Source organism: Mesorhizobium sp. USDA 4775 (assembly GCF_054062655.1).
Genome location: NZ_JBSSFM010000001.1, coordinates 2,867,812 through 2,889,294, shown reverse-complemented (window position 1 = coordinate 2,889,294; position 21,483 = coordinate 2,867,812). Strand labels below are relative to the sequence as shown.

Below are 21,483 nucleotides of genomic sequence, written 5' to 3'. Positions count from 1 at the left end.
GACTAGACAGGAGGTAAGCTCTTTTCAACCGAGTACTGATTGACCCTAAGTCAATCCTCAGAATCGAAGAAGCAACAGCTAAATTAGAGCGACCTTTTCAATCGCACGCATCTGCAGGTTGCACCGAGAGTTTTCGCTTTCTGCATGCGAACTTTGGCATGTTGGTATCATGGTTCAGAAGCTCATTTCCATGCTCCGAAGACGCGCGTTCCGAACAGACAATTCGGGGACGTCGGCGGTCGAGTTCGCCCTGCTGTCGCCGATTTTTATCCTTCTTCTGCTCGGAATGGTTGCGTACGGTATTTATTTTGGTGCCGCCAACTCGATCCAGCAGATCGCGGCGGATGCCGCCCGGACGGCTATAGCCGGGCTGAACCAGACCGAGCGGCAGACGCTCGTGGCCGCCTTCCTCGCCAACAATGCCGGTGGATACCCCTTCGTGGACGCCAGCAAACTGACCTACCAGGCCAATGACAGCGTGGCCGACGGCAGCCAGTTCGTGGTGTTGATTTCGTACGATGCGCGCAACCTGCCGATCTGGAATCTCTTCCCGGGCATAGCCTTGCCGGGGACCACCATCAAGCGTCAGTCAACGATCAGGGTTGGGGGTATCTGAATGCTGCAGCGTGCCGGCAAAGGCATCGGCCGGCTTGCACGGTCGATGATGGGGGACAGGAGGGCGAACTTCGCAGTGATGACCGCGCTGAGCGCGCCGGTCGCGCTGGCTCTGGCGGCTGTGGCCATCGATGAAGCCTCCATCTACTCCGAGCGCCGGCAGGCCCAGGCGATGGTCGATCTGGCGGCGATCACCGCCGCGTCGAACATCAACAATGTCAACACCGCGGTCGTCACCACGCTCACCGACAACGGCATGCCGGGTGTCGTCGTTCAAGCCTCTGGCCAGACCATTGCCCCGGCCGTCGGCAAGACGGTGGTGACGGTCACGCAAGGCCGATACGCCTCGACGACCACCAATGTCACCCAGCGCTTCCAGGCGGGCGTGACACCCTACAATGCGGTGCGTGTCACGCTGGCGAAAGTGCCCGCCCGCTATTTCGCGAGCTCGCTGATCCCCACTCCGGTCATCGGCACCCAGGCCACGGCCAGCATGACGCCGCAGGCGGCATTCTCGGTGGGGTCGAGACTGCTCAGCGTCAATGGCGGGATCCTCAATGCTTTGCTGAGCGGGCTCCTCGGCGGCAACATCTCGCTCAGTGTCATGGACTATAACGGGCTGATCTCGGCCGATGTCAGCGTCCTGTCGTTCATCAGTGCGCTCGCCACACAATTGAACATCACCGCCGGCACCTATTCGGACGTACTGGCCTCGAAAGCGACTGTCGGCCAGATCGCCACCGCCATGGCCAACGTCCCTGGCCTTGGCAACACGGCCAAGGTTGCCCTGCAGACCATCGCCTCCAAGTCGACCAGCACGGTCAAGATCCCGCTCTCCAGCCTTGTCGATCTCGGCTCCGTCGGCAGCCTGGGCCTCGGGCAACAGCCGTCCGGCTTCGGCGTCGATGCAAGCGCCATGGGAATGCTGACCGCCGCCGCTGTGCTCGCCAACGGCACCAACCAGGCCGCGGTCGATCTCGGCGCCACCATCCCGGGACTGCTCTCGACCAAGCTCAACATCGCCATCGGGCAGCCGCCGCAATCCTCGCCGTGGCTCGCGGTCGACGGCATCGGCACTGTCGTGCGCACCGCCCAGACGCGCATCAAACTGACGGCCTCCGTCGGTGTCGGCACGCCCGGCCTCGGCGGCGGCATCAGCCTGCTCGCCGTCAACCTGCCGCTCAATGTCGAAGTCGCCTACGCCGAAGCCAAGCTGACCGACATCACCTGTCCGGCAGGGCCTTCCAGCATTAGCGTTTCGATCGCGGCGCATCCGGGCGTTGCCCAACTGAACCTCGCCAACAGCAACAATCCCTCCGGCTTCGCCGATTTCAGCCAGCCGCAGACCTTCACCGATGCCGACATCGCGGATGTGAGCCTCCATCTGCTGCTGATCAACATCCCGCTGATCCAGGTGATGGGATCGGCCGCGACCGCGATCACCAACAACAGCCCACAGACCTTGACCTTCAACGCAACCGACATCGCCAACAAGACGGTGAAAACCGTTTCGACGCGCAACATCTCGCAGTCGCTCACCACGTCGCTGGTCAACAACCTGTCGCTTTCGGCCAATGTGCTTGGTCTCGGTATTGATCTCAGCTCCCTGCTCGGAACGGTCAAACCGGCAGTGGTGACCCTGCTCAACACCGTAACGGCGCCCGTCGACGACTTGCTCTACAATGTGCTGTCAGCGCTGGGAGTCGGCGTCGGCCAAGCCGACGTGCGCGTCACCGGCGCGACCTGCGGTCGGGCGGTGCTCGTTCAGTAAGGTTTTCGTGGCCAAGCGGGTCGCCTGGCCAAGGCGCGGTCGAGCGGCCAGTCAGTCGAGCCGGCCAAGGAAGCAATCGAGAGCCGGCAGCGAAAGCGCTTCCTCCTCGCCTGCAGCGGTGCCAGCCAGGACAGCAGCGACAGCGCCAATATCCGGTGGCAAGGGCCAATTCGCCGGCTCTCCAGCGAAATTGAAGACGGAGAGCAGTCTCTGCCCGCCGCCTTCCCGGATGAAGGCCAGCACGTCGCCTTCGGCGTCGAGAAAGCGGATCGAACCGCTGACCAGCGCCGGATGCTGCCTGCGCAAGGCAAGCGTGGAGCGGTAGGCGGACAGCACCGATTGCTCGTTGCCGTTCTGCACATCGGCGGCGCGGGCGCGATGGCTGGCTGGGACCGGCAGCCAGGGTTTTCCTGTCGAGAAACCCGCATTGTCGGCGCCGGCTTCCCAGACCATCGGCGTGCGACAGCCATCCCTGCCCTTCACACCGGGCCAGAAACGGATACCGACGGGATCGCGCAGATCCTCATAGGCAAGCTCCGCCTCCTCCAGGCCGAGTTCCTCGCCCTGGTAGAGGCAGATCGAACCGCGCAGGCAGGCGAGCAGCATGATCGCGAATCTGGCCACCGCATCGGCATCGCCATCCGGCCCTGTCCAGCGACTGACATGGCGCACCACGTCATGATTGGAAAACGCCCAGCAGACCCAGCCGTCGGCAACCGCATGTTCGAAGGCCTCGACACAGCCGCGCACGTGCGCCGCCGAAAATTGCGGACCGAGCAGGTCGAAGGTGTAGGACATCTGCAGCTTGTCGCCGCCGGAGGTGTAGGCTGCCAGCGTCTGCAGCGAGCGGCCCTCATCGCCGATTTCGCCGACGGCGGCGCGGTCTGGATATTCGTCGAGCAGCGCGCGGAAACGCCTGAGGAAAGCCAGGTTCTCCGGCTGCGTCTTGTCGAACAAATGCTCCTGGTAAAGGTAGGTGTTGGTCTCGCCATTGGTGCCCGCGACGCTCGACGCCAGAGGCGGATTGCTGCGCAGCCAGCGGTCATGGACATAATAGTTGACCGTATCGAGCCGGAAACCGTCGACGCCACGCTCGAGCCAGAAGCGCACCGTGTCCAGCAGCGCGTCCTGGACCTCCGGATTGTGGAAATTCAGATCGGGCTGCGAGGCAAGGAAATTGTGCATGTAATATTGCCGGCGGGTCGAATCCCACTCCCAGGCCGGGCCGCCAAATACGGACAGCCAGTTGTTGGGGGCATTGCCGTCGGGTCTCGTATCGGCCCAGACGTACCAGTCGGCCTTGGGGTTGTCGCGGCTGGCGCGGCTTTCGATGAACCATTCGTGTTTGTCGGATGAGTGGGACAGCACCTGGTCGATGACGATTTTCAGGCCCAGCCGGTGCGCCTCGGCGACCAGAGCGTCGAAATCCTCCAGCGAACCGAACATCGGATCGACGTCGCGATAGTCCGAAACGTCGTAGCCCATGTCAGCCATCGGCGACTTGAAGAAGGGCGACAGCCAGACGGCATCGACGCCGAGCGAGGCGATGTGGGCAAGCCGCGTGGTGATACCCCTGAGATCGCCGCTGCCGTTGCCGGTCGTGTCCTGGAAGGAACGCGGATAGACTTGATAGATGACGCAGCCGCGCCACCATTCGGCCCCCTGCCCCGCCCAAGGGTCGGCATTGTTGTGGGCCATCACGACCTCTTTCTGGTGCGGCTCTTTGCAGTCCCGCGCTCAAGCATGAAATGGACGCTTCGGCCCGGCAGCGGCCGTGCAAGGTCGATCGCCTGCGTCTCGATCGCCGGCTGCCATTGGAAGCCGTCCCGCGCGGGCAAGGTGAAGACGCATTGCCGACGATCGCCGTTGATCATGATAGCAAGGCGGCCGCCTGCGTCACCCAACAGCATGACGAGGCGGTGCCGGGCGGGGTCGTTCCAGTCCGCCTCGGCAAGCGGCATGCCGGTCTCGGTCAGCCAGGCGACATCGGGGATGCCGGAAGCATCGGCCGGTTGTCCCGTCAGGAAATGCGTGTCCGACAGAGCGGGGACGGTACGGCGAAGGATGCCGAGCGCCGATGCGTGGCGCTCCAGCGCCTGGTCGCGGCCGGCCCAGTCGAGCCAGGTGATGGCATTGTCCTGCGCATAGGCGTTGTTGTTGCCCTTCTGCGAGCGGCCGAACTCGTCGCCCGCTGTCAGCATGATGGTGCCGCGCGAGGCAAACAGCGTCGCGAGCAGCGCGCACTGGTCGTCGAAGCGCGCCTTGGTGATCGCGGCGCTGTCCGTCTCGCCCTCGGCGCCATTGTTCCAGGACAGATTGTCGTTGTGGCCGTCGCGGTTCTGCTCGCCATTGGCCTGGTTGTGCTTGCGCTCATAGGCGACGAGATCGGCCAGCGTCATGCCGTCATGGGCGGCGATGAAATTGACCGTGCGGCTGGCCGGCTGGCCGGCCTTGCCAAAAACATCGGACGAACCGGCAAGCCGCGTCGCCAGCGCTCCTACCGCGCCGGCATCGCCACGCCAGAAGCGCCTGGCATCGTCGCGATAGCGATCGTTCCATTCGAGGAAGCGCGGCGGGAAGTTGCCGAGCTGGTAGCCGTCAGGACCGATATCCCAGGGTTCGGCGACCAACACGCGATCGGCCAGCATGGGATCGCCGGCGATCGCCGCGAGCAAGGGCGCCGCGGGATCGAACACGCCGTCGACGCGGCCCAGCACCGGCGCCAGGTCGAAGCGGAAGCCGTCGACGCCGGCATTGCAGACAAAATGCCGGAGCGTGTCGAGCACCATGTCCCGCACCGCCGGATGATCGCAGGCGACGGTGTTGCCGGTGCCGGTGTCATTGACCAGCCTGCCATCCGGTTGGTGCCGATAGTAGGCCTGGTTGTCGAGGCCGCGCAGCGACAGCGTCGGCCCCAGCCGGTCGCTTTCGCCCGTGTGGTTGAAGACGAGGTCGAGGATCGTGCCGATGCCGGCCTTGCGCAGCGCCGCCACGGTGTCGCGCAATTCCTTGAGGCCGCCGGGCGCGAGACGCGGGTCGAGCGCCATGAAGGTAACGGGATTGTAGCCCCAGGCGTTGCTCAGGCCCAGCGGCGGCAGGTGCCGCTCGTCGATCGACGCCGTCACCGGCATCAGTTCGACGGCCGACACGCCGAGCCTTTGCAGATGCTCGATGACGACAGGATGAGCAAGTGCCGCGATCGTACCGCGCTGCGCTTGCGGAATGTCGGGATGCAGCTTGGTGAAGGCGCGCACCGGCACCTCGTAGATCAGGCCGCCTGGGCGGAACAGCGGCGGCAGCACTGGCATCGCCTTGGGCAGTGCTTTCGCCACGGTCTTGGGCATCAGCGGCGCGGTGTCGGCGCCCTCGTTGCGCCGCGCGGCGAGCCGCCAGTGATAGGCATAGGGCCGGTCGATTTCGACGGCGTAGGGATCGGTGAGCAGCTTGTCCGGGTCGAACCACAACCCGCGCTCGGGCGCATAGTCGCCATCGGCGCGAAAGCCATACCGCGTGCCCGCGGCAAGGCCGGGAACGAAGAGCGCATGCACCCCCGCGCCTTCCGGCTGCAGCTCCAGTCGGTCGAGTTCGCGGTTTCCCTGCCCGTCGAAGATCGAGACCCAGAGGCGACGGGCCGACGAGGACCAGGCGGCAAAGCGGATGCCTTCGCGGGTGACGGCTGCGCCGAGCTGGGTCATGCAGGCTCCCCCTTCTCCCCTTGTGGGAGAAGGTGTCGCCGAAGGCGACGGATGAGGGGTGCTCCAGCTTGGGAAAGACGGCGATCCGTCACGCACCCCTCATCCGTCTCGGCGCTGCGCGCCGATCCACCTTCTCCCACAGGGGGAGAAGGAAGAGCGCGCACCGCCACCCTCAAGTAATCACGCTCGGCTTGTTGCGGCCGGTGTGGCTCTTGATCCCGGCAATGTCGTCGGCGGCCGCGATGAGGTCGGCAAGGGCTGCCTGCGTGTCGAGATCGTGCCTGGCCTTGTCCGGCTCGTAGCGCTCGATGTAGACGCGCAGTGTCGCGCCGGACGTGCCGGTGCCGGAAAGCCGGAAGACGACGCGCGAGCCGCCTTCGAACAGGATCCTGATGCCCTGATGCTCGCTGGTCGAACCGTCGACCGGGTCGTGATAGGCGAAATCGTCGGCCTTGGCGATCTTCAGGCCGTGCACGCTGGTGCCGGGCAGCGAGCCGAGCTTGGCCCTGAGTTCATCGACCAGAGCGTTGGCGCGGTCGCTCTCGACCTCCTCATAGTCGTGGCGGGAATAGTAGTTGCGCCCATAGGCCGCCCAGTGCTCGGTGACGACCTGCTTGCAGCTTTCGCCGCGCGCGGCGAGGATATTGAGCCAGAGCAGCACCGCCCACAGGCCGTCCTTTTCGCGGACATGGTTGGAGCCGGTGCCGGCGCTCTCCTCGCCGCAGATCGTCGCCATGCCGGCATCGAGCAGATTGCCGAAAAACTTCCAGCCGGTCGGCGTCTCATAGATGCCGATGCCGAGTTTTTCGGCGACGCGGTCGGCGGCGCCACTGGTCGGCATCGAACGGGCGATGCCCTTCAGCCCGTCCTTGTAGCCGGGCGCCAGACGGGCATTGGCGGCAAGCATCGCCACCGAATCCGACGGGGTGACGAAAATGCCCTTGCCGATGATCAGATTGCGGTCGCCGTCGCCGTCGGAAGCGGCACCAAAATCCGGCGCGTCCGGCCCCATCATCTCGTCATAGAGATGCTTGGCGTGCACCAGGTTCGGATCCGGATGATGGCCGCCGAAATCCGGCAGCGGCTTGAAGTTACGGCAGGTGCCGCTGGGCGCGCCAAGCCGGTTCTCGAGGATTTCCTTGGCATAGGGACCGGTCACCGCATGCATGGCGTCAAAGCGCATGCGGAAGCCCGATTTGAACAGTCTGCGCAGCGCGTCGAAATCGAACAGGCTTTCCATCAGCTCGGCATAATCGGCGACCGGATCGATGATCTCGACCGTCATGCCGGCTGCCTTGACGGTGCCGATCGTGTCGATGTCGATGGGATCGATGTCCGATGTCTTGAAGCTCGAAATCGCCTTGGTCTTGGCAAAGATCGCGTCGGTCAGCTTTTCCGGCGCCGGGCCGCCATTGCCGGCATTGTACTTGATGCCGAAATCCTCATGCGGGCCGCCGGGATTGTGGCTGGCCGACAGGATGATGCCGCCGAAGGTCTTGTACTTGCGGATGACATGCGAGGCGGCCGGCGTCGACAATATACCGCCCTGCCCGACCATGACCTTGCCGAACCCGTTGGCGGCCGCCATGGCGATGGCCTTCTGGATGACCTCGCGGTTGTAGAAGCGGCCGTCGCCACCGATCACCAGCGTCTTGCCCTTGAAGCCGTCCAGCGCGTCGAAGATCGACTGGATGAAGTTCTCGGCATAGTGCTCCTGCTGGAACACGGGCACCTTCTTGCGCAGGCCCGACGTGCCGGGCTTCTGGTCTGAATAGGGCTTGGTGGGGACGGTCCGTATCATGCTTCAGGCAACCCTTTTCGAAAGCAGCAGGCGATAGAGTTCAAGATATTTTTCCGCGCTCTTGTCCCATGACACATCGGCCTTCATGCCTTGGCGCTGGATGGTCTCGAAGGCCGCGGGGTCGGCGTAGGCATCGACCAGGCGGCGTATGGCGTGCAGCATCGCGCTGCCATTGTTGGGAGCAAACTGGAACCCTGTCGCCACGCCGGCGGCCATAGCCGCTTCGTTGGCGTCGATGATGGTGTCGGCAAGGCCGCCGGTGCGGGCGACCACCGGCACGCAGCCGTAGCGCAGGCCGTAGAGTTGCGTCAGTCCGCAAGGTTCGAACCGCGACGGGATGATGATGGCATCGCAGCCGCCCTGCATGGTGTGCGACAGCCCTTCGTCATAGCCGATGACCACGCCGATGCGGCCACGGTGGCGTGCGGCGGCGGCAAGCAGCGCGCCTTCGAGGCCGGCATCGCCCGAGCCCAGCATGGCCAGCCGCGCCCCGGTCGCGACGAGGCCGTCGATCACCGTCGCCAATATGTCCATGCCCTTCTGCCAGGTCAGCCGGCTGATGACGCAGACGATCGGGCTGTCGTCGCGGTCGAGGCCGAAACGCTCCTCCACGGCCGCCCTGTTCGGCGCCCGGGCCTCGAGCGTCGCGGCCGTATAGTTCGACACCAGATGCTTGTCCGTCTCCGGATCCCAGATGGCGGTGTCGATGCCATTGACGATGCCATAGAGATCGCTGGAGCGCATGTTAATCAGGCCGTCGAGACCCATGCCGAATTCCGGCGACCGGATCTCCTGCGCATAGGTCGGGCTGACCGTGGTGATCGCCCAGGCCGCCTGCAGGCCGGCCTTGAGGAAGCCGACGCCACCATAATATTCGACGCCGTCGAGCGCCATCGCCACCGCCGGCAGGCCGAGTTCGCCGAAGATGCCGGCGCCGAACTGGCCCTGGAAGGCGAGATTGTGGACGGTCATCATAGACGGCATGCCGACGGCCTTGCCGTAGCGCATATAGGCCAGCGTCATCGCCGACTGCCAGTCATGGGCATGGACGATGTCGGGCAAGTAGCCCGAGATGGCGCCGCCGGCGATATCGGCGCCGGCCTGGCCCAGTGCCGCAAAACGCCGCCAATTGTCCGGCCAGTCGGCGCCCGAAGCGTTGCCGTAGGGACCGCCCGGGCGGTCGAAGAGATGCGGCGCGTCGAGCACGAAAAGGTCGAGCCCGGCGATCTGGACAGCATGGATCGAAGCCTTGCCGCCCTGCAGCAGCGGGTATTGGTAAACAGCCTTCTTTTTCTTGAAGGCATCCGTCACCACGGGAAAGCCTGGAATGAGCGTGCGCATGGTCACGCCCTTGGCCGCCAGCGCGACGGGCAGCGCACCGGTCACGTCGGCAAGCCCGCCGGTCTTGATCAGCGGGAAGATCTCGGGCGTGACCGACAGAACCTGCATGCGTCTATCCCGATCCTGTCCAATTCTTTGTTTCCAGGCAATTCCCGGACGGAAAACCGTTTCGCACTTTTCGCGGAATTGCTCTAGAGCCCGAGTTTGTTGATCATATCCTGTGTGATCAGGCAGATGCCCTTCTCCGAAACGCGGAAGCGCTTTGCGTCTAGCGCGGGATCCTCGCCGACGACCAACCCCTCCGGTATCCTAACACCATGGTCAATGACGACGCGCTTCAACTTTGCGTTCCGGCCGACATGAACGTCGGGCAGCATGACGACCTCTTCCAGCGTCGAATAGGAATTGATGCGCGCGCCGGTGAAGATCAGACTTTTCTTCAGTGAAGCGCCCGAGACGATGCAATCGCCCGAGACCAGCGAGGAAACGGCCGAGCCGCGCCGGCCATCCTCGTCATGGACGAATTTTGCCGGCGGTTTCAACTCGGCATACGTCCAGATCGGCCAGTCGCGGTCGTAAAGGTCAAGCTCCGGCGTGATATCGGTCAGGTCGATATTGGCTTCCCAATAGGCGTCGACCGTTCCGACATCGCGCCAATAGGCTTCGTTCTCGGCGGTCGAGCGCACGCAGGATTTGGTGAAACGGTGCGCGATCGCCTTACCGTGCTGGACGATATAGGGGATGATGTCCTTGCCGAAATCGCGGCTTGAGCCCGGCTCGGCGGCGTCGCGGCGCAACTGCTCCATCAGGAACTTGGTCCTGAAGACATAGATGCCCATCGAGGCCAAGGCGAAGTCCGGATTGCCCGGAATGCCGGGCGGATCGGCGGGCTTTTCGACGAAGGCGATGATGTTGTCCTTGGCATCGACATGCATGACGCCAAAGCCTGTCGCCTCCATGCGCGGCACTTCGAGGCAGCCGACGGTGACGTCGGCATTGGCGTCGACATGCTGACGCAGCATCATCTCGTAGTCCATCTTGTAGATGTGGTCGCCGGCCAGAATGACCATATATTCCGGGCCATAGGCCTCGATGATGTCGATGTTCTGGTAGACGGCGTCGGCCGTGCCTTCATACCACTGCGTTTCCGAGACGCGCTGGCTGGCCGGCAGGATGTCGAAGCTTTCGTTTCGTTCCGGCCGCAGGAAGTTCCAGCCGCGTTGCAGGTGGCGGATCAGCGAATGTGCCTTGTACTGCGTGGCGACGCCAAGGCGGCGAATGCCGGAATTGAGCGCATTGGAGAGCGCGAAATCGATGATGCGCGTCTTGCCGCCGAAATAGACCGCCGGCTTGGCGCGACGGTCGGTCAGTTCCTTGAGGCGGCTGCCACGGCCGCCGGCCAGTACATAGGCCATGGCATCGCGCGCCAGCGGCTGGGTCCGTTTCAAGTCTGCCATTTCTACCCTCCCAAGTTACTCAAGTCTCGCCCTGTTAGTCGGCCTCGGTCACGAGTTCGAGCATGATTGTCGACAGCGGCGGCAGAAGCATCGTTGCCGAGATGTTCTTGCCTTCCGCCCTTGCCTCGACCATGCCGCCATTGCCCATGCCGGAACCGCCATATTCGGATGCGTCGGTGTTGATGATCTCCCGCCACTTGCCGGCCTTTGGCAGCGGCACACGATAATTGTCGCGCGGCACCGGCGTGAAGTTGGAGATGACGGCCACCGGGCTGCCGCCCGGCGCGTTGCGCACCCAAGCGAAAACCGAATTCTGGCTGTCGTCGACGATCAGCCAGGAAAACCCTTCCGGTTCGCAGTCGCGGCCGTGCAGCGCCGGGCGCGACCGATAGAGATAGTTGAGATCGCGCACGGTCTGCCAGACGCCGCGATGCGGGCGGAAATCGAGCAGGTTCCAGTCGAGCGCGCGCGCCTCGCTCCATTCGCGGCGCTGCGCGAATTCCTGTCCCATGAACAAGAGCTTCTTGCCGGGATAGCCCCACATGAAGCCGTAATAGGCGCGCAAGGTCGCGAATTTCTGCCAGTCGTCGCCGGCCATCTTGCCCAGCAGCGTGCCTTTGCCGTGCACGACCTCGTCATGCGAGAGCGGCAGCACGAAATTCTCCGAGAAGGCGTAGGTCAGGCCGAACGTCAGGTCGTTGTGGTGGTGCTTGCGGAAAATCGGCTCCTTGGAGAAATACTCCAGCGTGTCGTGCATGAAGCCCATGTTCCACTTGAAGCCGAAGCCCAGCCCGCCTTCATGCACCGGCGCCGAAACCTTCGGCCATGAGGTCGATTCCTCGGCGATGGTCATGACGCCGGGATGGTGGCCGTAGACCTCCTTGTTCATCTTCTGCAGGAAAGAGACCGCCTCGAGGTTCTCGCGGCCGCCCTTCTCGTTGGGGATCCACTCGCCGGCCTTGCGCGAATAGTCGAGGTAGAGCATCGAGGCGACCGCATCGACGCGCAGACCGTCGACATGGTATTTCTCGGCCCAGAACAGCGCATTGTTGACCAGGAACGACACCACCTCGCGGCGGCCGAAATTGTAGATCGCGGTGTTCCAGTCGGGGTGAAAACCCTTGCGCGGATCGGCATGTTCATAGAGTGCGGTGCCGTCGAAATGAGCCAGGCCGTGCGCGTCGACCGGGAAGTGCGCCGGCACCCAGTCGAGGATGACGCCGACGCCGGCGCGATGCGCGCCATCGACGAAACGGGCAAAGCCGTCCGGATCGCCGAAACGGGCCGACGGCGCATAGAGGCCGGTCGTCTGATAGCCCCAGGACGGGTCATAGGGATGCTCGGAAATCGGCATGAACTCGATGTGGGTGAAGCCGGTCTCGACCACATAGGGGATCAGCCGGTCGGCCATTTCGTCCCATGACAGGAACGTGCCGTCGTCGTGGAGCTGCCAAGACCCAGCGTGGACTTCGTAGATCGAGACGGCTTCGCGCCGGGGATCGGCATTGCGCCAGTAGTTGCGATGCGCCTCGTCGCCCCACTCATGCGCCGGCGGCACGGCGACAACCGAAGCCGTGGCGGGACGCAGTTCGGATTTGAACGCAAACGGATCGGCCTTCAGCGGCAGCCTGACGCCATCGGGTCCAATGATCTCGTATTTGTAGGGTCGCCCGGCACCTATGTCGGGGATGAACACCTCCCATATGCCGGTGTCGCGGCGATCGCGCATCGTGTGGCGGCGGCCATCCCAGTCGTTGAAATCGCCGACCACCGAGACGCGTCTTGCGTTGGGAGCCCAGACGGCGAAATGCACGCCGGTGGCGCCTTCGTGCTTGATGACGTGCGCGCCAAGCTTGTCGAACAGCCTGAGATGCGACCCTTCGGCGATATAGTAATCGTCCATCGGCCCGAGCACCGGGCCGAACGAATAAGGATCGGTCAGCCACCAGTCACCGCCGGCATTACGCGCGTGATAGCGCAGCGGCTGCCGCTTCCTGATCGACAGCTTGCCTTCGAAGAAGCCGGCATCGTCTCGCCTAGACAACGCACCGGCCTCGATGCCCGTCAGCGTATAGGCAGTGACGGTCTCGGCATGCGGAACGAAACAACGGGCAAACAGGCCTTTGCCGACCTCATGGACACCGAGGACCGCGAACGGATCTCCGTGCGTGCCGGCGACAATCGCCGCAACATCGCTGGCTGGCGCCAGTCCGTCCGGCCCGCTTGTCGCAGCGGTCACGCGCGGCTTCCTCATCAGGCAGTGTCCCTCCCAGGGCACCAGGTGTCTATTTCTGGTGATGTGAGTTGGCATTCAACCCAAATCACCGGGACCACATTGTTCGTGGCCTCATGCAATCACATCAGGCAGGCACGTTCCAGATTTCTTTCGCGTATTGGCGGATGGTGCGATCGGACGAGAACCAGCCGACGCGCGCGACGTTGCGGATTGCTCTGGCATACCAGTCCGGGCTGTTGCGCCAGACAGCGTCGACATCACGCTGGGCGGCGGCGTAGGCGTCGAAATCGGCGGCGACCATGAACCAGTCGCTGGTGTAGAGGCCGTTGATGAGGTCGCGGTAACGGTCCGGGTCATCAGGCGAAAAGACGCCCGAGGAAACGGCCGAGACCGCCTGCGACAGTTCGGGCGAGCCCTCGATCACGGCACGCGGGTTGTAGCCATTGTTGCGCCGCTCGGCGACTTCGGCCGTGGTCAGGCCGAAGATGAAGATGTTGTCGTCGCCGACACATTCCTTGATCTCGACATTGGCGCCGTCGAGCGTGCCGATGGTCAGCGCGCCGTTGAGCGCGAACTTCATGTTGCCGGTACCCGACGCTTCCATGCCCGCGGTCGAGATCTGCTCGGACAGGTCGGCCGCCGGCATCATGACTTCGGCCAGGCTGACATTGTAGTTCGGCACGAACACCACCTTCAGCAAGCCGCGCACCGCCGGGTCACGGTTGATGACCCTGGCGACATCATTGGCGAGTTTGATGATCAGCTTGGCGTTGTGGTAGCTGGGCGCCGCCTTGCCGCCGAAGAATTTTACGCGCGGCATCCAGTCGCGCTCGGGATGCGAGCGGATCTGGTCGTAGAGCGCGATCGCCTCGAGGATGTTCAGAAGCTGGCGCTTGTATTCGTGGATGCGCTTGACCTGAATGTCGAACAGCGCCGACGGGTCGACCTTGATGCCGAGCCGGTCGGCGACGAGATTGGCCAGCCGCGCCTTGTTCTGGCGCTTGACGCCCGCGAACTTCTCCCGGAACGCGCTGTCATCGGCAAAGCCGTCGAGCCCTTTGATGGCGTCGATGTCGTCGAGAAAACGGTCACCGATCGCCTCGCGGGCGAGCGAGGTCAGGCCGGGGTTGCATTGGATCAGCCAGCGCCGCGGCGTGATGCCGTTGGTCTTGTTGTTGATGCGATCGGGATAGAGCTTGTGCAGGTCGGCAAACACCGTTTCCTTCATCAGCTCGGTATGCAGTGCCGAGACACCGTTGATCGAATGCGAGCCGACAAAGGCGAGATTGCCCATGCGCACGCGGCGGTCGCCATTTTCCTGGATCAGCGAAATGCGGCTGATCTGATCATCCGAGAACTGGTCGGTGGCGCGAGCCTCCAGAAGCACCTGCGCGTTGATGGCGTAGACGATCTGCATATGGCGCGGCAAGAGCCGCTCGAACAGCGGCACCGGCCAGCTTTCCAGCGCTTCGGGAAGAAGCGTGTGGTTGGTGTAGCCGAAGGTGCGTTTGGTGATGTCCCATGCGAGATCGAAGTCCATGCCGTGGACATCCATCAACAGCCGCATCAGTTCCGGCACGGCAATCGCCGGATGGGTATCGTTCAAGTGGATCGCCGCCTTGTCGGGCAGCGACTTCAGGTCGCCATACTGGCTGAGATGGCGTTGCAAAATGTCCTGCAGCGAAGCGGTCGAAAAGAAATACTCCTGCCGCAACCTGAGCTCCTGCCCGGCCACGTGGGAATCTGCGGGGTAAAGCACGCGCGACAACGCGTCCGCCTTGTTGCTTTCGGCGAGCGCGCCGATGTGGTCGCCGGCATTGAACTTGTCGAGCAGGATCGGATCGACCGGCATGCCCGACCACAGCCGCAGCGTGTTGACGCGGTTACCCCGCCAGCCGACGACAGGCGTGTCGTAGGCGACAGCCAGGACATGTTCGGTCGGCTTCCAGACGTGACGCTCGAGCCGGCCGTCCTTTGACGTGATGGACTCCACCGAACCGCCGAAGCCGACTTCGAAGGAGCGTTCGCGCCGTTCGAACTCCCAGGGGTTGCCGTGATCGAGCCAGGTCTCTGGCAGTTCCACCTGCCAGCCGTCGTGAATCTCCTGGCGGAACATGCCATTGGCGTAGCGGATGCCGTAGCCATGCGCAGGAATGTCGACGGTCGCCATGCTTTCCATGAAGCAGGCGGCAAGCCGGCCAAGGCCGCCATTGCCGAGCGCCGCGTCGGGTTCCAGCGCCGCGATAAGATCGAGGTCGACGCCGAGCGACGACAGCGCCTCGCGCATATTGGCCATCAGGCCAAGATTGGAGAAGGCGTCGCGCATCAGGCGGCCGATGAGGAACTCCAGCGACAAATAGTAGACGCGCTTTTCCTGCTGGTCATAGGCCTCTTTGGTTGCCTGCATCCAGCGATCGACGATGCGGTCACGCACGACCTTGATCGAGGCCGTCAGCCAGTCGTACTGGGTCGCGACGGTGGTGTCCTTGCCGACCCGGTATTTGAGGGCCACCAAGACTTCCCTTGCGAGCGTCTTCGGATCAGGATTTTCGAGCAGTGGCGGAAGGGTTTCGGATGTCATTGCGCGCGTCATGCTGCCTCTCGTGCGGTTGCAACGATCATACCGGCTTTCACCATTCATCCCAGCCCATGTTACCGCATCGCAACATATATTCAATCGATTTAGATGGACGTGCGCCGGCTTACCCTGCGGCAATTTGACAATCAGGCGGCCAGTGCGGCCTCCGGAGGAGCCTTGGCGCCGGTCATGAAGGCGACGGCGTCGGACATCGTATATTGCTTGGGATCGATGACGGCGAGGCGACGGCCGAGGCGATGAATATGGACGCGGTCGGCCACCTCGAAGACATGCGGCATGTTGTGCGAGATCAGCACGATCGGCAGGCCGCGCTTCTTCACGTCGAGGATCAGTTCGAGCACACGGCGGCTCTCCTTGACGCCAAGGGCTGCCGTCGGCTCGTCCATGATCACCACGCGGCTGCCGAAGGCAGCGGCGCGCGCCACCGCGACACCCTGGCGCTGGCCGCCCGAGAGCGTTTCCACCGCCTGGCCAATGTTCTGGATGGTCATCAGGCCGAGTTCGGTGAGCTTGTCGCGAGCGCGCTTTTCCATCGCCGGACGGTCGAGCATACGCAGCCATTGGCCAAGGAAGCCGGGTTTGCGTATCTCGCGGCCGAGGAACATGTTGTCGGCGATCGACAGTGCCGGCGACAGAGCGAGGTTCTGGTAGACGGTCTCGATACCGGCTTCGCGGGCCTCCATCGGCGACTTGAAGGCAACGGTCTTGCCTTCAAGCTGGATTTCGCCTTCGTCGGGCACGACAGCGCCTGAAATCGCCTTGATGAGCGACGACTTGCCGGCGCCGTTGTCGCCGATGACGGCGAGGATTTCGCCGGGGTAGAGGTCGAAGTCGGCATTGTCGAGGGCGGTGACGCGGCCATAGCGCTTGACCAGGCCACGCGCGGTGAGAATGGGGTCCTGGGTCATGCCGAAACCTTTCTGATCCATTGGTCGACCGCCACGGCGCCGATGATCAACACACCGGTGAGCAGCACTTTCCACTGCGGGTCGGCGCCCAGCATGTTGAGGCCCATGGAGACGACGCCGACGATCATCGCGCCAAACAGCGTGCCCAAGATCGAGCCGCGCCCGCCGAAGAGGGAAATACCGCCGATCACCGTCGCGGTGATCGCCTGCAGATTGTAGTCGGTGACGGCCGCCGACGGCGAGATCGAACCGTTGCGGCCGATGGAGACCCAGGCGGCGAAAGCGGCGATCAGCCCGGCAAGGGTGTAGACCGTCACCAGCACCTTCTTGGTCTGGATGCCCGACAGCTTGGCCGCCTCCTGGTCGTCGCCGACAGCGTAGACATGGCGGCCCCAGGCGGTGTGGTTGAGGACGTACCAAAGCAGCAGCACCAGCGCGACCATGGCGATGACGCCGAGCGTCAGCACCGCGGTACCGACCTTGAAGCTCAGGGCGAAAAGATGCAGCAGCGGCGCCTGGGTATCGACGTCGGTGTCACGGATCGTTTCATTGGCCGAATAGATGAAGTTCGTGGCCATGACGATGTTCCACGTGCCCAGCGTCACGATGAAAGGCGGCAGCTTCATGTAGGCGACCAGCAACCCGTTGAGCAGCCCGCAGGCAGCACCGGCGGCAAGCCCGAGCGCCACGGCCACCACGCTCGGCAAGCCGTAGCTGACGGCGCAATTACCCATGATCACGGCTGAGATCACCATGATGACGCCGATCGACAGGTCGATGCCGGCGGTCAGGATGACCAGTGTCTGCGCAGCACCCAGAATGCCGACGATGGCGATCTGCTGCAGGATCAGCGTCAGCGTATAGGACGAGAAGAAGCGCCCCCCAATGGTGATGCCGAAGATGATGATCGACAGGACCAGCACGATTAGCGGCACCGCCGCCGGCGTCGAATGCAGGAAGTGCTGGACGCGCCTGACTGCGGATTTGTGTTCGTCGAACGCGGCAACGCTGGTGTCGCTGCCCGAGAGAACCTTCTCGAATTCTTGAGCTTGAGCCATGTTTCCTCCCCGTGAGGGGTCAGCCTAGCGCCGACGCCCGTCCACGCCTTTCCGGTCTGTCGCCGGGATTGTTCGCGGTCACGCGACCCATCGTCCACCCGAAGCGGCCGGGGATCAAGCCCCGACCGATCGAGTTCTGTAATTGCCGGTCAGACCAGCATCAGCCCCAGCACTTGGCGAGGCCTTCCTTGGTGTCGATGGACTTTACGCCCTTGGCCGGCTTGTCGGTCACCAGGTTGACGCCGGTGTCGAAGAAATTCTTGCCTTCGGTCGGCTTCGGCTTGGTTCCATCCTTGGCGAAGGCGGCGATCGCCTCAATGCCGAGCGCCGCCATCTGCAGCGGGTACTGCTGCGACGTCGCGCCGATGACACCTTCCGTCACCGACTTCACGCCGGGGCAGCCGCCGTCGACGGAGACGATCAGCACCTGCTTTTCAAGGCCGACAGCCTTGAGCGCCTGGTAGGCGCCGACTGCGGCGGGCTCGTTGATGGTGTGGATGACGTTGATGGTGTTGTCCTTCTGCAGAAGGTTCTCCATCGCCTTGCGGCCGCCCTCCTCGTTGCCGTTGGTGACGTCGTGGCCGACGATGCGCGGATCGGTTTCGTCGCCGATCTTGTTAGGATCCTTCACGTCGATGCCGTAGCCCATCATGAAGCCTTGGTCGCGCAGCACGTCCACGGTCGGCTGCGACGGCGTCAGGTCGAGGAAGCCGATCTTGGCGTCCTTGGCCTTGTCGCCGAGCGTCGCGGCGGCCCAGGCACCGATCAGCTTGCCGGCCTCGAGATTGTCGGTGGCGAAGGTCGCGTCGGCCGCGTCGATCGGGTCGAGCGGCGTGTCGAGCGCGATCACCAGCAGGCCGGCGTCACGCGCCTTCTTCACGGTCGGCACGATGCCCTTCGTGTCGGATGCAGTGATCAGGATGCCCTTGGCGCCGTCGGCAATGCAGCTTTCGATCGCCGCCACCTGGCTTTCGCTATCGCCGTCGATCTTGCCGGCATAGGTCTTGAGGTCGACGCCGAGTTCCTTGGCCTTTGCGGTCGCGCCTTCCTTCATCTTGACGAAGAACGGATTGGTGTCGGTCTTGGTGATCAGGCAAGCGCCGACGCCGGCCGCGGAGGCGGACGACGCAAACGCCATCAGACCCAGGGCAGCCGCGGCAAACACGGTCGATTTCAACAATTTTGTATTGGTCACGATCTTCCTCCCAGTGGAACCATTCCGGATGCCGACCAACCGGCATCTACGGCGCATCCTACGAAATTCTCCCAGCGTGGACGCCGCCTCAACAGACACCAGACCGCAGCCGCTGTCAATAATTAAATCACTCTTATTTATTATTGACAGCCTTGCGTCGTTCACTCATTCTGGCCCAAAAGCATTGAGGGGAAACGATGGGAGGAACAGGGTGGAGACCGCCACTGCGAGGCACGGTTCGCCCGAAGCGAATGACAGCCTGATTCACCGCGGCACCAACCAGAGCGGCATGCGCGATCACAACGAGCGGCTGGTGCTCTCGCTGGTGCGCCAGCAAGGCAGCCTGGCGAAATCCGACATCGCCCGCATGACTGGACTTTCGGCGCAGACGGTTTCGGTCATCATGCGCGAACTCGAGGAAGAAGGCCTGCTCGTGCGCCAGGCGCCGCTGCGCGGCAAGATCGGCCAGCCCTCCATACCTATGGCGCTCAATCCGGAGGGCGCCTTCTTCATCGGCCTCAAGATCGGCCGCCGCAGCGCGGAACTGGTGCTGATCGATTTTCTTGGGCACGTGCGCTCGATGCTGCAGCACTCCTATCGCTATCCGGCGCCGCGCGAGACGGTAGAATTCGTGACTTCAGGCATGAAAAAGATGCGCGGCGAACTGACACCGGCACAGGACAAGCGCATCGCCGGGCTCGGCATCGCCATGCCGTTCGAACTGTGGAACTGGGCCGACACCGCCGGTGCGCCGCGCGATGTCATGGACGAATGGCGCCACCGCGACATCAGGGCCGATATCCAGTCGCAATGTGATTTTCCGGTCTATCTGCAGAACGACGCCACCTCGGCCTGCGGCGCCGAGCTCGTCTTCGGCCAGGCGGGCGGCGCGCGTGACTTCGTCTATTTCTATATCGGCGCCTTCGCCGGCGGCGGCATCGTGCTCAACGGCCGGCTGTTCGGCGGGCCAACCGGCAATGCAGGCGCGCTCGGCTCCATGCCGGTGCCTGGACCAGACGGCAAACCTACCCAGTTGATCGACGTGGCGTCGATCGCCATGCTGGAAAAAGCGCTCAATGCCCGCGGCGTCGAGGCCTCGCATCTATGGACCTCGCCCGAGGACTGGGGCGAGATCGGTCCCGAACTCGCCGACTGGATCGCCAGCGCTTCACAGGCGCTCGCCTATGCCATCGTCGCGGCGTCCTCGGTCATCGATTTCGAGGCGGCGGTGGTCGACGGCTGGATGCCGCAGGCGGTGCGCCGCAGGCTGGTCGATGCCATCATCGCGGCCATTGCGACAATCGACGGCGAAGGTCTGAAACTTCCCGCCGTTCGCGAGGGGACCGTCGGCATTCATGCCCGGGCGCTCGGCGGCGCCAGCCTGCCGCTTTCCGAGCGCTTCCTGATCGGCTCGACGACCATTTCCAGGAGCGCCTGAATGCTTATCGGAATCCCGGCGCTGCTCGGTCCGGACCTTCTGGCGACACTGCGCGCCATGGGCCATGGCGATGAGATCGCCCTGGTCGACGGAAACTATCCGGCCGAGGAGCAGGCAAAGCGCCTGATCCGGGTCGATGGTCATCATCTCATTCCCGTGCTCGATGCGATCCTGAGCGTGCTGCCGGTCGACGACGCCGTTCCGGAAGCCCTGTTTCGCGCCTCGGTCAAAGGCAATCCCTCGATTGCCGATCCAGTCCATCACGAGATCGAGGCGATCTGCGCCAAGCACGCACCGGGCCGCAAGGTGGTTGCACTGGCCGGCGCCGACTTCTATGCACGGGTCAAGTCGGCGCATGCCATTGTCGCGACAAGCGAGCCCAGGCTTTACGCCAACATCATCATCCGCAAGGGCGTGATCTATCCGCCGGAGACCAAGACGCCATGATCCTTTGCTGCGGCGAAGCCCTGATCGACATGCTGCCGCGCATCACGACGCAGGGCGAGCCGGCCTTTGCCCCCTATGTCGGCGGCGCGGTGTTCAACACGGCGATCGCGCTTGGCCGATTGGGCGCACCGGCCGGCTTCTTTTCGGGCCTGTCGTCGGATCTTTTCGGCGGCCAGTTCAGGGATGCGCTGGGCGCGAGCAAGGTCAGTTCCACCTATGCGCACACCTCGCCCAGGCCGACCACGCTCGCTTTCGTGCGGCTCACCAATGGCCAGGCGACCTACACGTTCTACGACGAGAACACCGCGGGGCGCATGCTGACGATCGACGACCTGCCGTCGCTCGGCAACGAGATCGAGGCCATGCTGTTCGGCGCCATCAGCCTGATCTCGGAGCCCGCCGGCGGCGCCTATGAAGAGTTCATGCGGCGCGAGCATGCAAGCCGCGTCATGATGCTCGACCCCAACATCAGGCCGAACTTCATCCCGGACAAGGCCAAGCACCTCAGGCGCATCCGCGAGATGATGGCGATGGCCGACATCGTGAAACTGTCGGACGAAGACCTCCAATGGTTCGGCGAAGCCGGCTCGCACGAGGATGTCATCCGCAACTGGCTCGACCGCGGACCCAAGCTGATCGTCGTGACCCATGGCAGCGAAGGTGCCGTCGGTTACACCAAAGACCACACCGTCACCGTGATGCCGGAAAAGGTCGAGGTGGTCGACACGGTCGGCGCGGGCGATACGTTCAACGCCGGCATCCTTGCCTCGCTGCATGAACAGGGCCTGCTGACGAAGGCGGCCATCGGCGGCCTTCCGCAAGACGCCATTCGCAAGGCATTGGCGCTTGGTGCCAAGGCAGCGGCAGTGACCGTGTCGCGCGCGGGCGCCAATCCGCCATGGCGGCATGAAATCGCCTGAGT

The 21,483-nt window shown here is 63.7% G+C and carries 15 protein-coding genes; 5 read left to right on the top strand and 10 right to left on the bottom strand.

Annotated elements, in window-relative coordinates; all coding sequences use genetic code 11:
* The first annotated feature begins 169 nt into the window (after positions 1-169).
* Positions 170-616 carry a TadE/TadG family type IV pilus assembly protein gene (locus tag ACVILI_RS13770; RefSeq protein ID WP_019857067.1) on the top strand — a complete coding sequence of 149 codons (447 nt, stop codon included), beginning with the start codon at positions 170-172 and terminating at the stop codon, positions 614-616.
* Positions 617-2,386 carry a TadG family pilus assembly protein gene (locus ACVILI_RS13765; protein ID WP_019857066.1) on the top strand — a complete coding sequence of 590 codons (1,770 nt, stop codon included), beginning with the start codon at positions 617-619 and terminating at the stop codon, positions 2,384-2,386. It abuts the gene before it with no gap.
* Between the two features lie 51 nt (positions 2,387-2,437).
* On the opposite strand, the gene bglA is transcribed toward ACVILI_RS13765, so the two are convergent.
* The 10 genes from bglA to ACVILI_RS13715 form a co-directional block, all read right to left on the bottom strand.
* Positions 2,438-4,084: a beta-galactosidase BglA gene (bglA, locus tag ACVILI_RS13760; RefSeq protein ID WP_038645498.1), complete on the bottom strand. Its 1,647-nt coding sequence runs from the start codon at positions 4,082-4,084 to the stop codon at positions 2,438-2,440.
* The gene (gene glgX, locus ACVILI_RS13755) at positions 4,084-6,081 is read right to left on the bottom strand and encodes a glycogen debranching protein GlgX (protein ID WP_240564682.1); all 1,998 of its coding nucleotides are present in this window, start codon (positions 6,079-6,081) and stop codon (positions 4,084-4,086) included. Before glgX ends, bglA begins: the two co-directional genes overlap by 1 nt.
* A gap of 172 nt (positions 6,082-6,253) precedes the next feature.
* A complete protein-coding gene (locus tag ACVILI_RS13750; protein WP_038645496.1) occupies positions 6,254-7,882 on the bottom strand; it encodes an alpha-D-glucose phosphate-specific phosphoglucomutase in 1,629 nt (542 codons plus the stop codon).
* A 3-nt stretch (positions 7,883-7,885) separates the two neighbouring features.
* Entirely contained in the window at positions 7,886-9,331 is a 1,446-nt protein-coding gene (gene glgA / locus ACVILI_RS13745) for a glycogen synthase GlgA (RefSeq protein WP_038645492.1), read from the bottom strand.
* Positions 9,332-9,414: 83 nt separating this feature from the next.
* Positions 9,415-10,680, bottom strand: a complete 1,266-nt coding sequence (gene glgC / locus ACVILI_RS13740; RefSeq protein WP_019857060.1) for a glucose-1-phosphate adenylyltransferase — start codon at positions 10,678-10,680, stop codon at positions 9,415-9,417.
* Between the two features lie 34 nt (positions 10,681-10,714).
* Positions 10,715-12,934, bottom strand: coding sequence for a 1,4-alpha-glucan branching protein GlgB (glgB, locus tag ACVILI_RS13735; protein WP_019857059.1), 2,220 nt, complete (start codon positions 12,932-12,934; stop codon positions 10,715-10,717).
* 106 nt (positions 12,935-13,040) lie between these two features.
* Entirely contained in the window at positions 13,041-15,509 is a 2,469-nt protein-coding gene (locus tag ACVILI_RS13730) for a glycogen/starch/alpha-glucan phosphorylase (protein ID WP_027046634.1), read from the bottom strand.
* 131 nt (positions 15,510-15,640) lie between these two features.
* The gene (locus ACVILI_RS13725) at positions 15,641-16,423 is read right to left on the bottom strand and encodes an ATP-binding cassette domain-containing protein (RefSeq protein WP_019857057.1); all 783 of its coding nucleotides are present in this window, start codon (positions 16,421-16,423) and stop codon (positions 15,641-15,643) included.
* On the bottom strand, positions 16,420-17,481 hold the full coding sequence (locus ACVILI_RS13720; RefSeq protein ID WP_019857056.1) for an ABC transporter permease: 1,062 nt from the start codon (positions 17,479-17,481) through the stop codon (positions 16,420-16,422). The genes ACVILI_RS13725 and ACVILI_RS13720 overlap by 4 nt, the downstream gene beginning before the upstream one ends.
* A 160-nt stretch (positions 17,482-17,641) precedes the next feature.
* Positions 17,642-18,619: a sugar ABC transporter substrate-binding protein gene (locus ACVILI_RS13715; RefSeq protein WP_394811859.1), complete on the bottom strand. Its 978-nt coding sequence runs from the start codon at positions 18,617-18,619 to the stop codon at positions 17,642-17,644.
* Between the two features lie 268 nt (positions 18,620-18,887).
* On the opposite strand from ACVILI_RS13715, the gene ACVILI_RS13710 reads away from it, so the two are divergent.
* Genes ACVILI_RS13710 through ACVILI_RS13700 form a run of 3 tightly spaced genes read left to right on the top strand, consistent with a single transcriptional unit; the run spans position 18,888 to position 21,481 of the window.
* Positions 18,888-20,114, top strand: a complete 1,227-nt coding sequence (locus ACVILI_RS13710) for an ROK family transcriptional regulator (RefSeq protein WP_019857053.1) — start codon at positions 18,888-18,890, stop codon at positions 20,112-20,114.
* Positions 20,115-20,561, top strand: coding sequence for an RbsD/FucU family protein (locus ACVILI_RS13705; protein WP_038645490.1), 447 nt, complete (start codon positions 20,115-20,117; stop codon positions 20,559-20,561).
* Positions 20,558-21,481, top strand: coding sequence for a carbohydrate kinase family protein (locus tag ACVILI_RS13700; protein WP_038645488.1), 924 nt, complete (start codon positions 20,558-20,560; stop codon positions 21,479-21,481). Before ACVILI_RS13705 ends, ACVILI_RS13700 begins: the two co-directional genes overlap by 4 nt.
* Positions 21,482-21,483: the final 2 nt, after the last annotated feature.

What these genes read in the sequence shown, in the direction of transcription:
- ACVILI_RS13770 (WP_019857067.1), top strand. Translation starts at nt 170, where the DNA reads ATGGTTCAGAAGCTCATTTCCATGCTCCGAAGACGCGCGTTCCGAACA.
- ACVILI_RS13765 (WP_019857066.1), top strand. Translation starts at nt 617, where the DNA reads ATGCTGCAGCGTGCCGGCAAAGGCATCGGCCGGCTTGCACGGTCGATG.
- bglA (WP_038645498.1), bottom strand. Translation starts at nt 4,084, where the DNA reads ATGGCCCACAACAATGCCGACCCTTGGGCGGGGCAGGGGGCCGAATGG.
- glgX (WP_240564682.1), bottom strand. Translation starts at nt 6,081, where the DNA reads ATGACCCAGCTCGGCGCAGCCGTCACCCGCGAAGGCATCCGCTTTGCC.
- ACVILI_RS13750 (WP_038645496.1), bottom strand. Translation starts at nt 7,882, where the DNA reads ATGATACGGACCGTCCCCACCAAGCCCTATTCAGACCAGAAGCCCGGC.
- glgA (WP_038645492.1), bottom strand. Translation starts at nt 9,331, where the DNA reads ATGCAGGTTCTGTCGGTCACGCCCGAGATCTTCCCGCTGATCAAGACC.
- glgC (WP_019857060.1), bottom strand. Translation starts at nt 10,680, where the DNA reads ATGGCAGACTTGAAACGGACCCAGCCGCTGGCGCGCGATGCCATGGCC.
- glgB (WP_019857059.1), bottom strand. Translation starts at nt 12,934, where the DNA reads ATGAGGAAGCCGCGCGTGACCGCTGCGACAAGCGGGCCGGACGGACTG.
- ACVILI_RS13730 (WP_027046634.1), bottom strand. Translation starts at nt 15,509, where the DNA reads ATGACGCGCGCAATGACATCCGAAACCCTTCCGCCACTGCTCGAAAAT.
- ACVILI_RS13725 (WP_019857057.1), bottom strand. Translation starts at nt 16,423, where the DNA reads ATGACCCAGGACCCCATTCTCACCGCGCGTGGCCTGGTCAAGCGCTAT.
- ACVILI_RS13720 (WP_019857056.1), bottom strand. Translation starts at nt 17,481, where the DNA reads ATGGCTCAAGCTCAAGAATTCGAGAAGGTTCTCTCGGGCAGCGACACC.
- ACVILI_RS13715 (WP_394811859.1), bottom strand. Translation starts at nt 18,619, where the DNA reads ATGGCGTTTGCGTCGTCCGCCTCCGCGGCCGGCGTCGGCGCTTGCCTG.
- ACVILI_RS13705 (WP_038645490.1), top strand. Translation starts at nt 20,115, where the DNA reads ATGCTTATCGGAATCCCGGCGCTGCTCGGTCCGGACCTTCTGGCGACA.
- ACVILI_RS13700 (WP_038645488.1), top strand. Translation starts at nt 20,558, where the DNA reads ATGATCCTTTGCTGCGGCGAAGCCCTGATCGACATGCTGCCGCGCATC.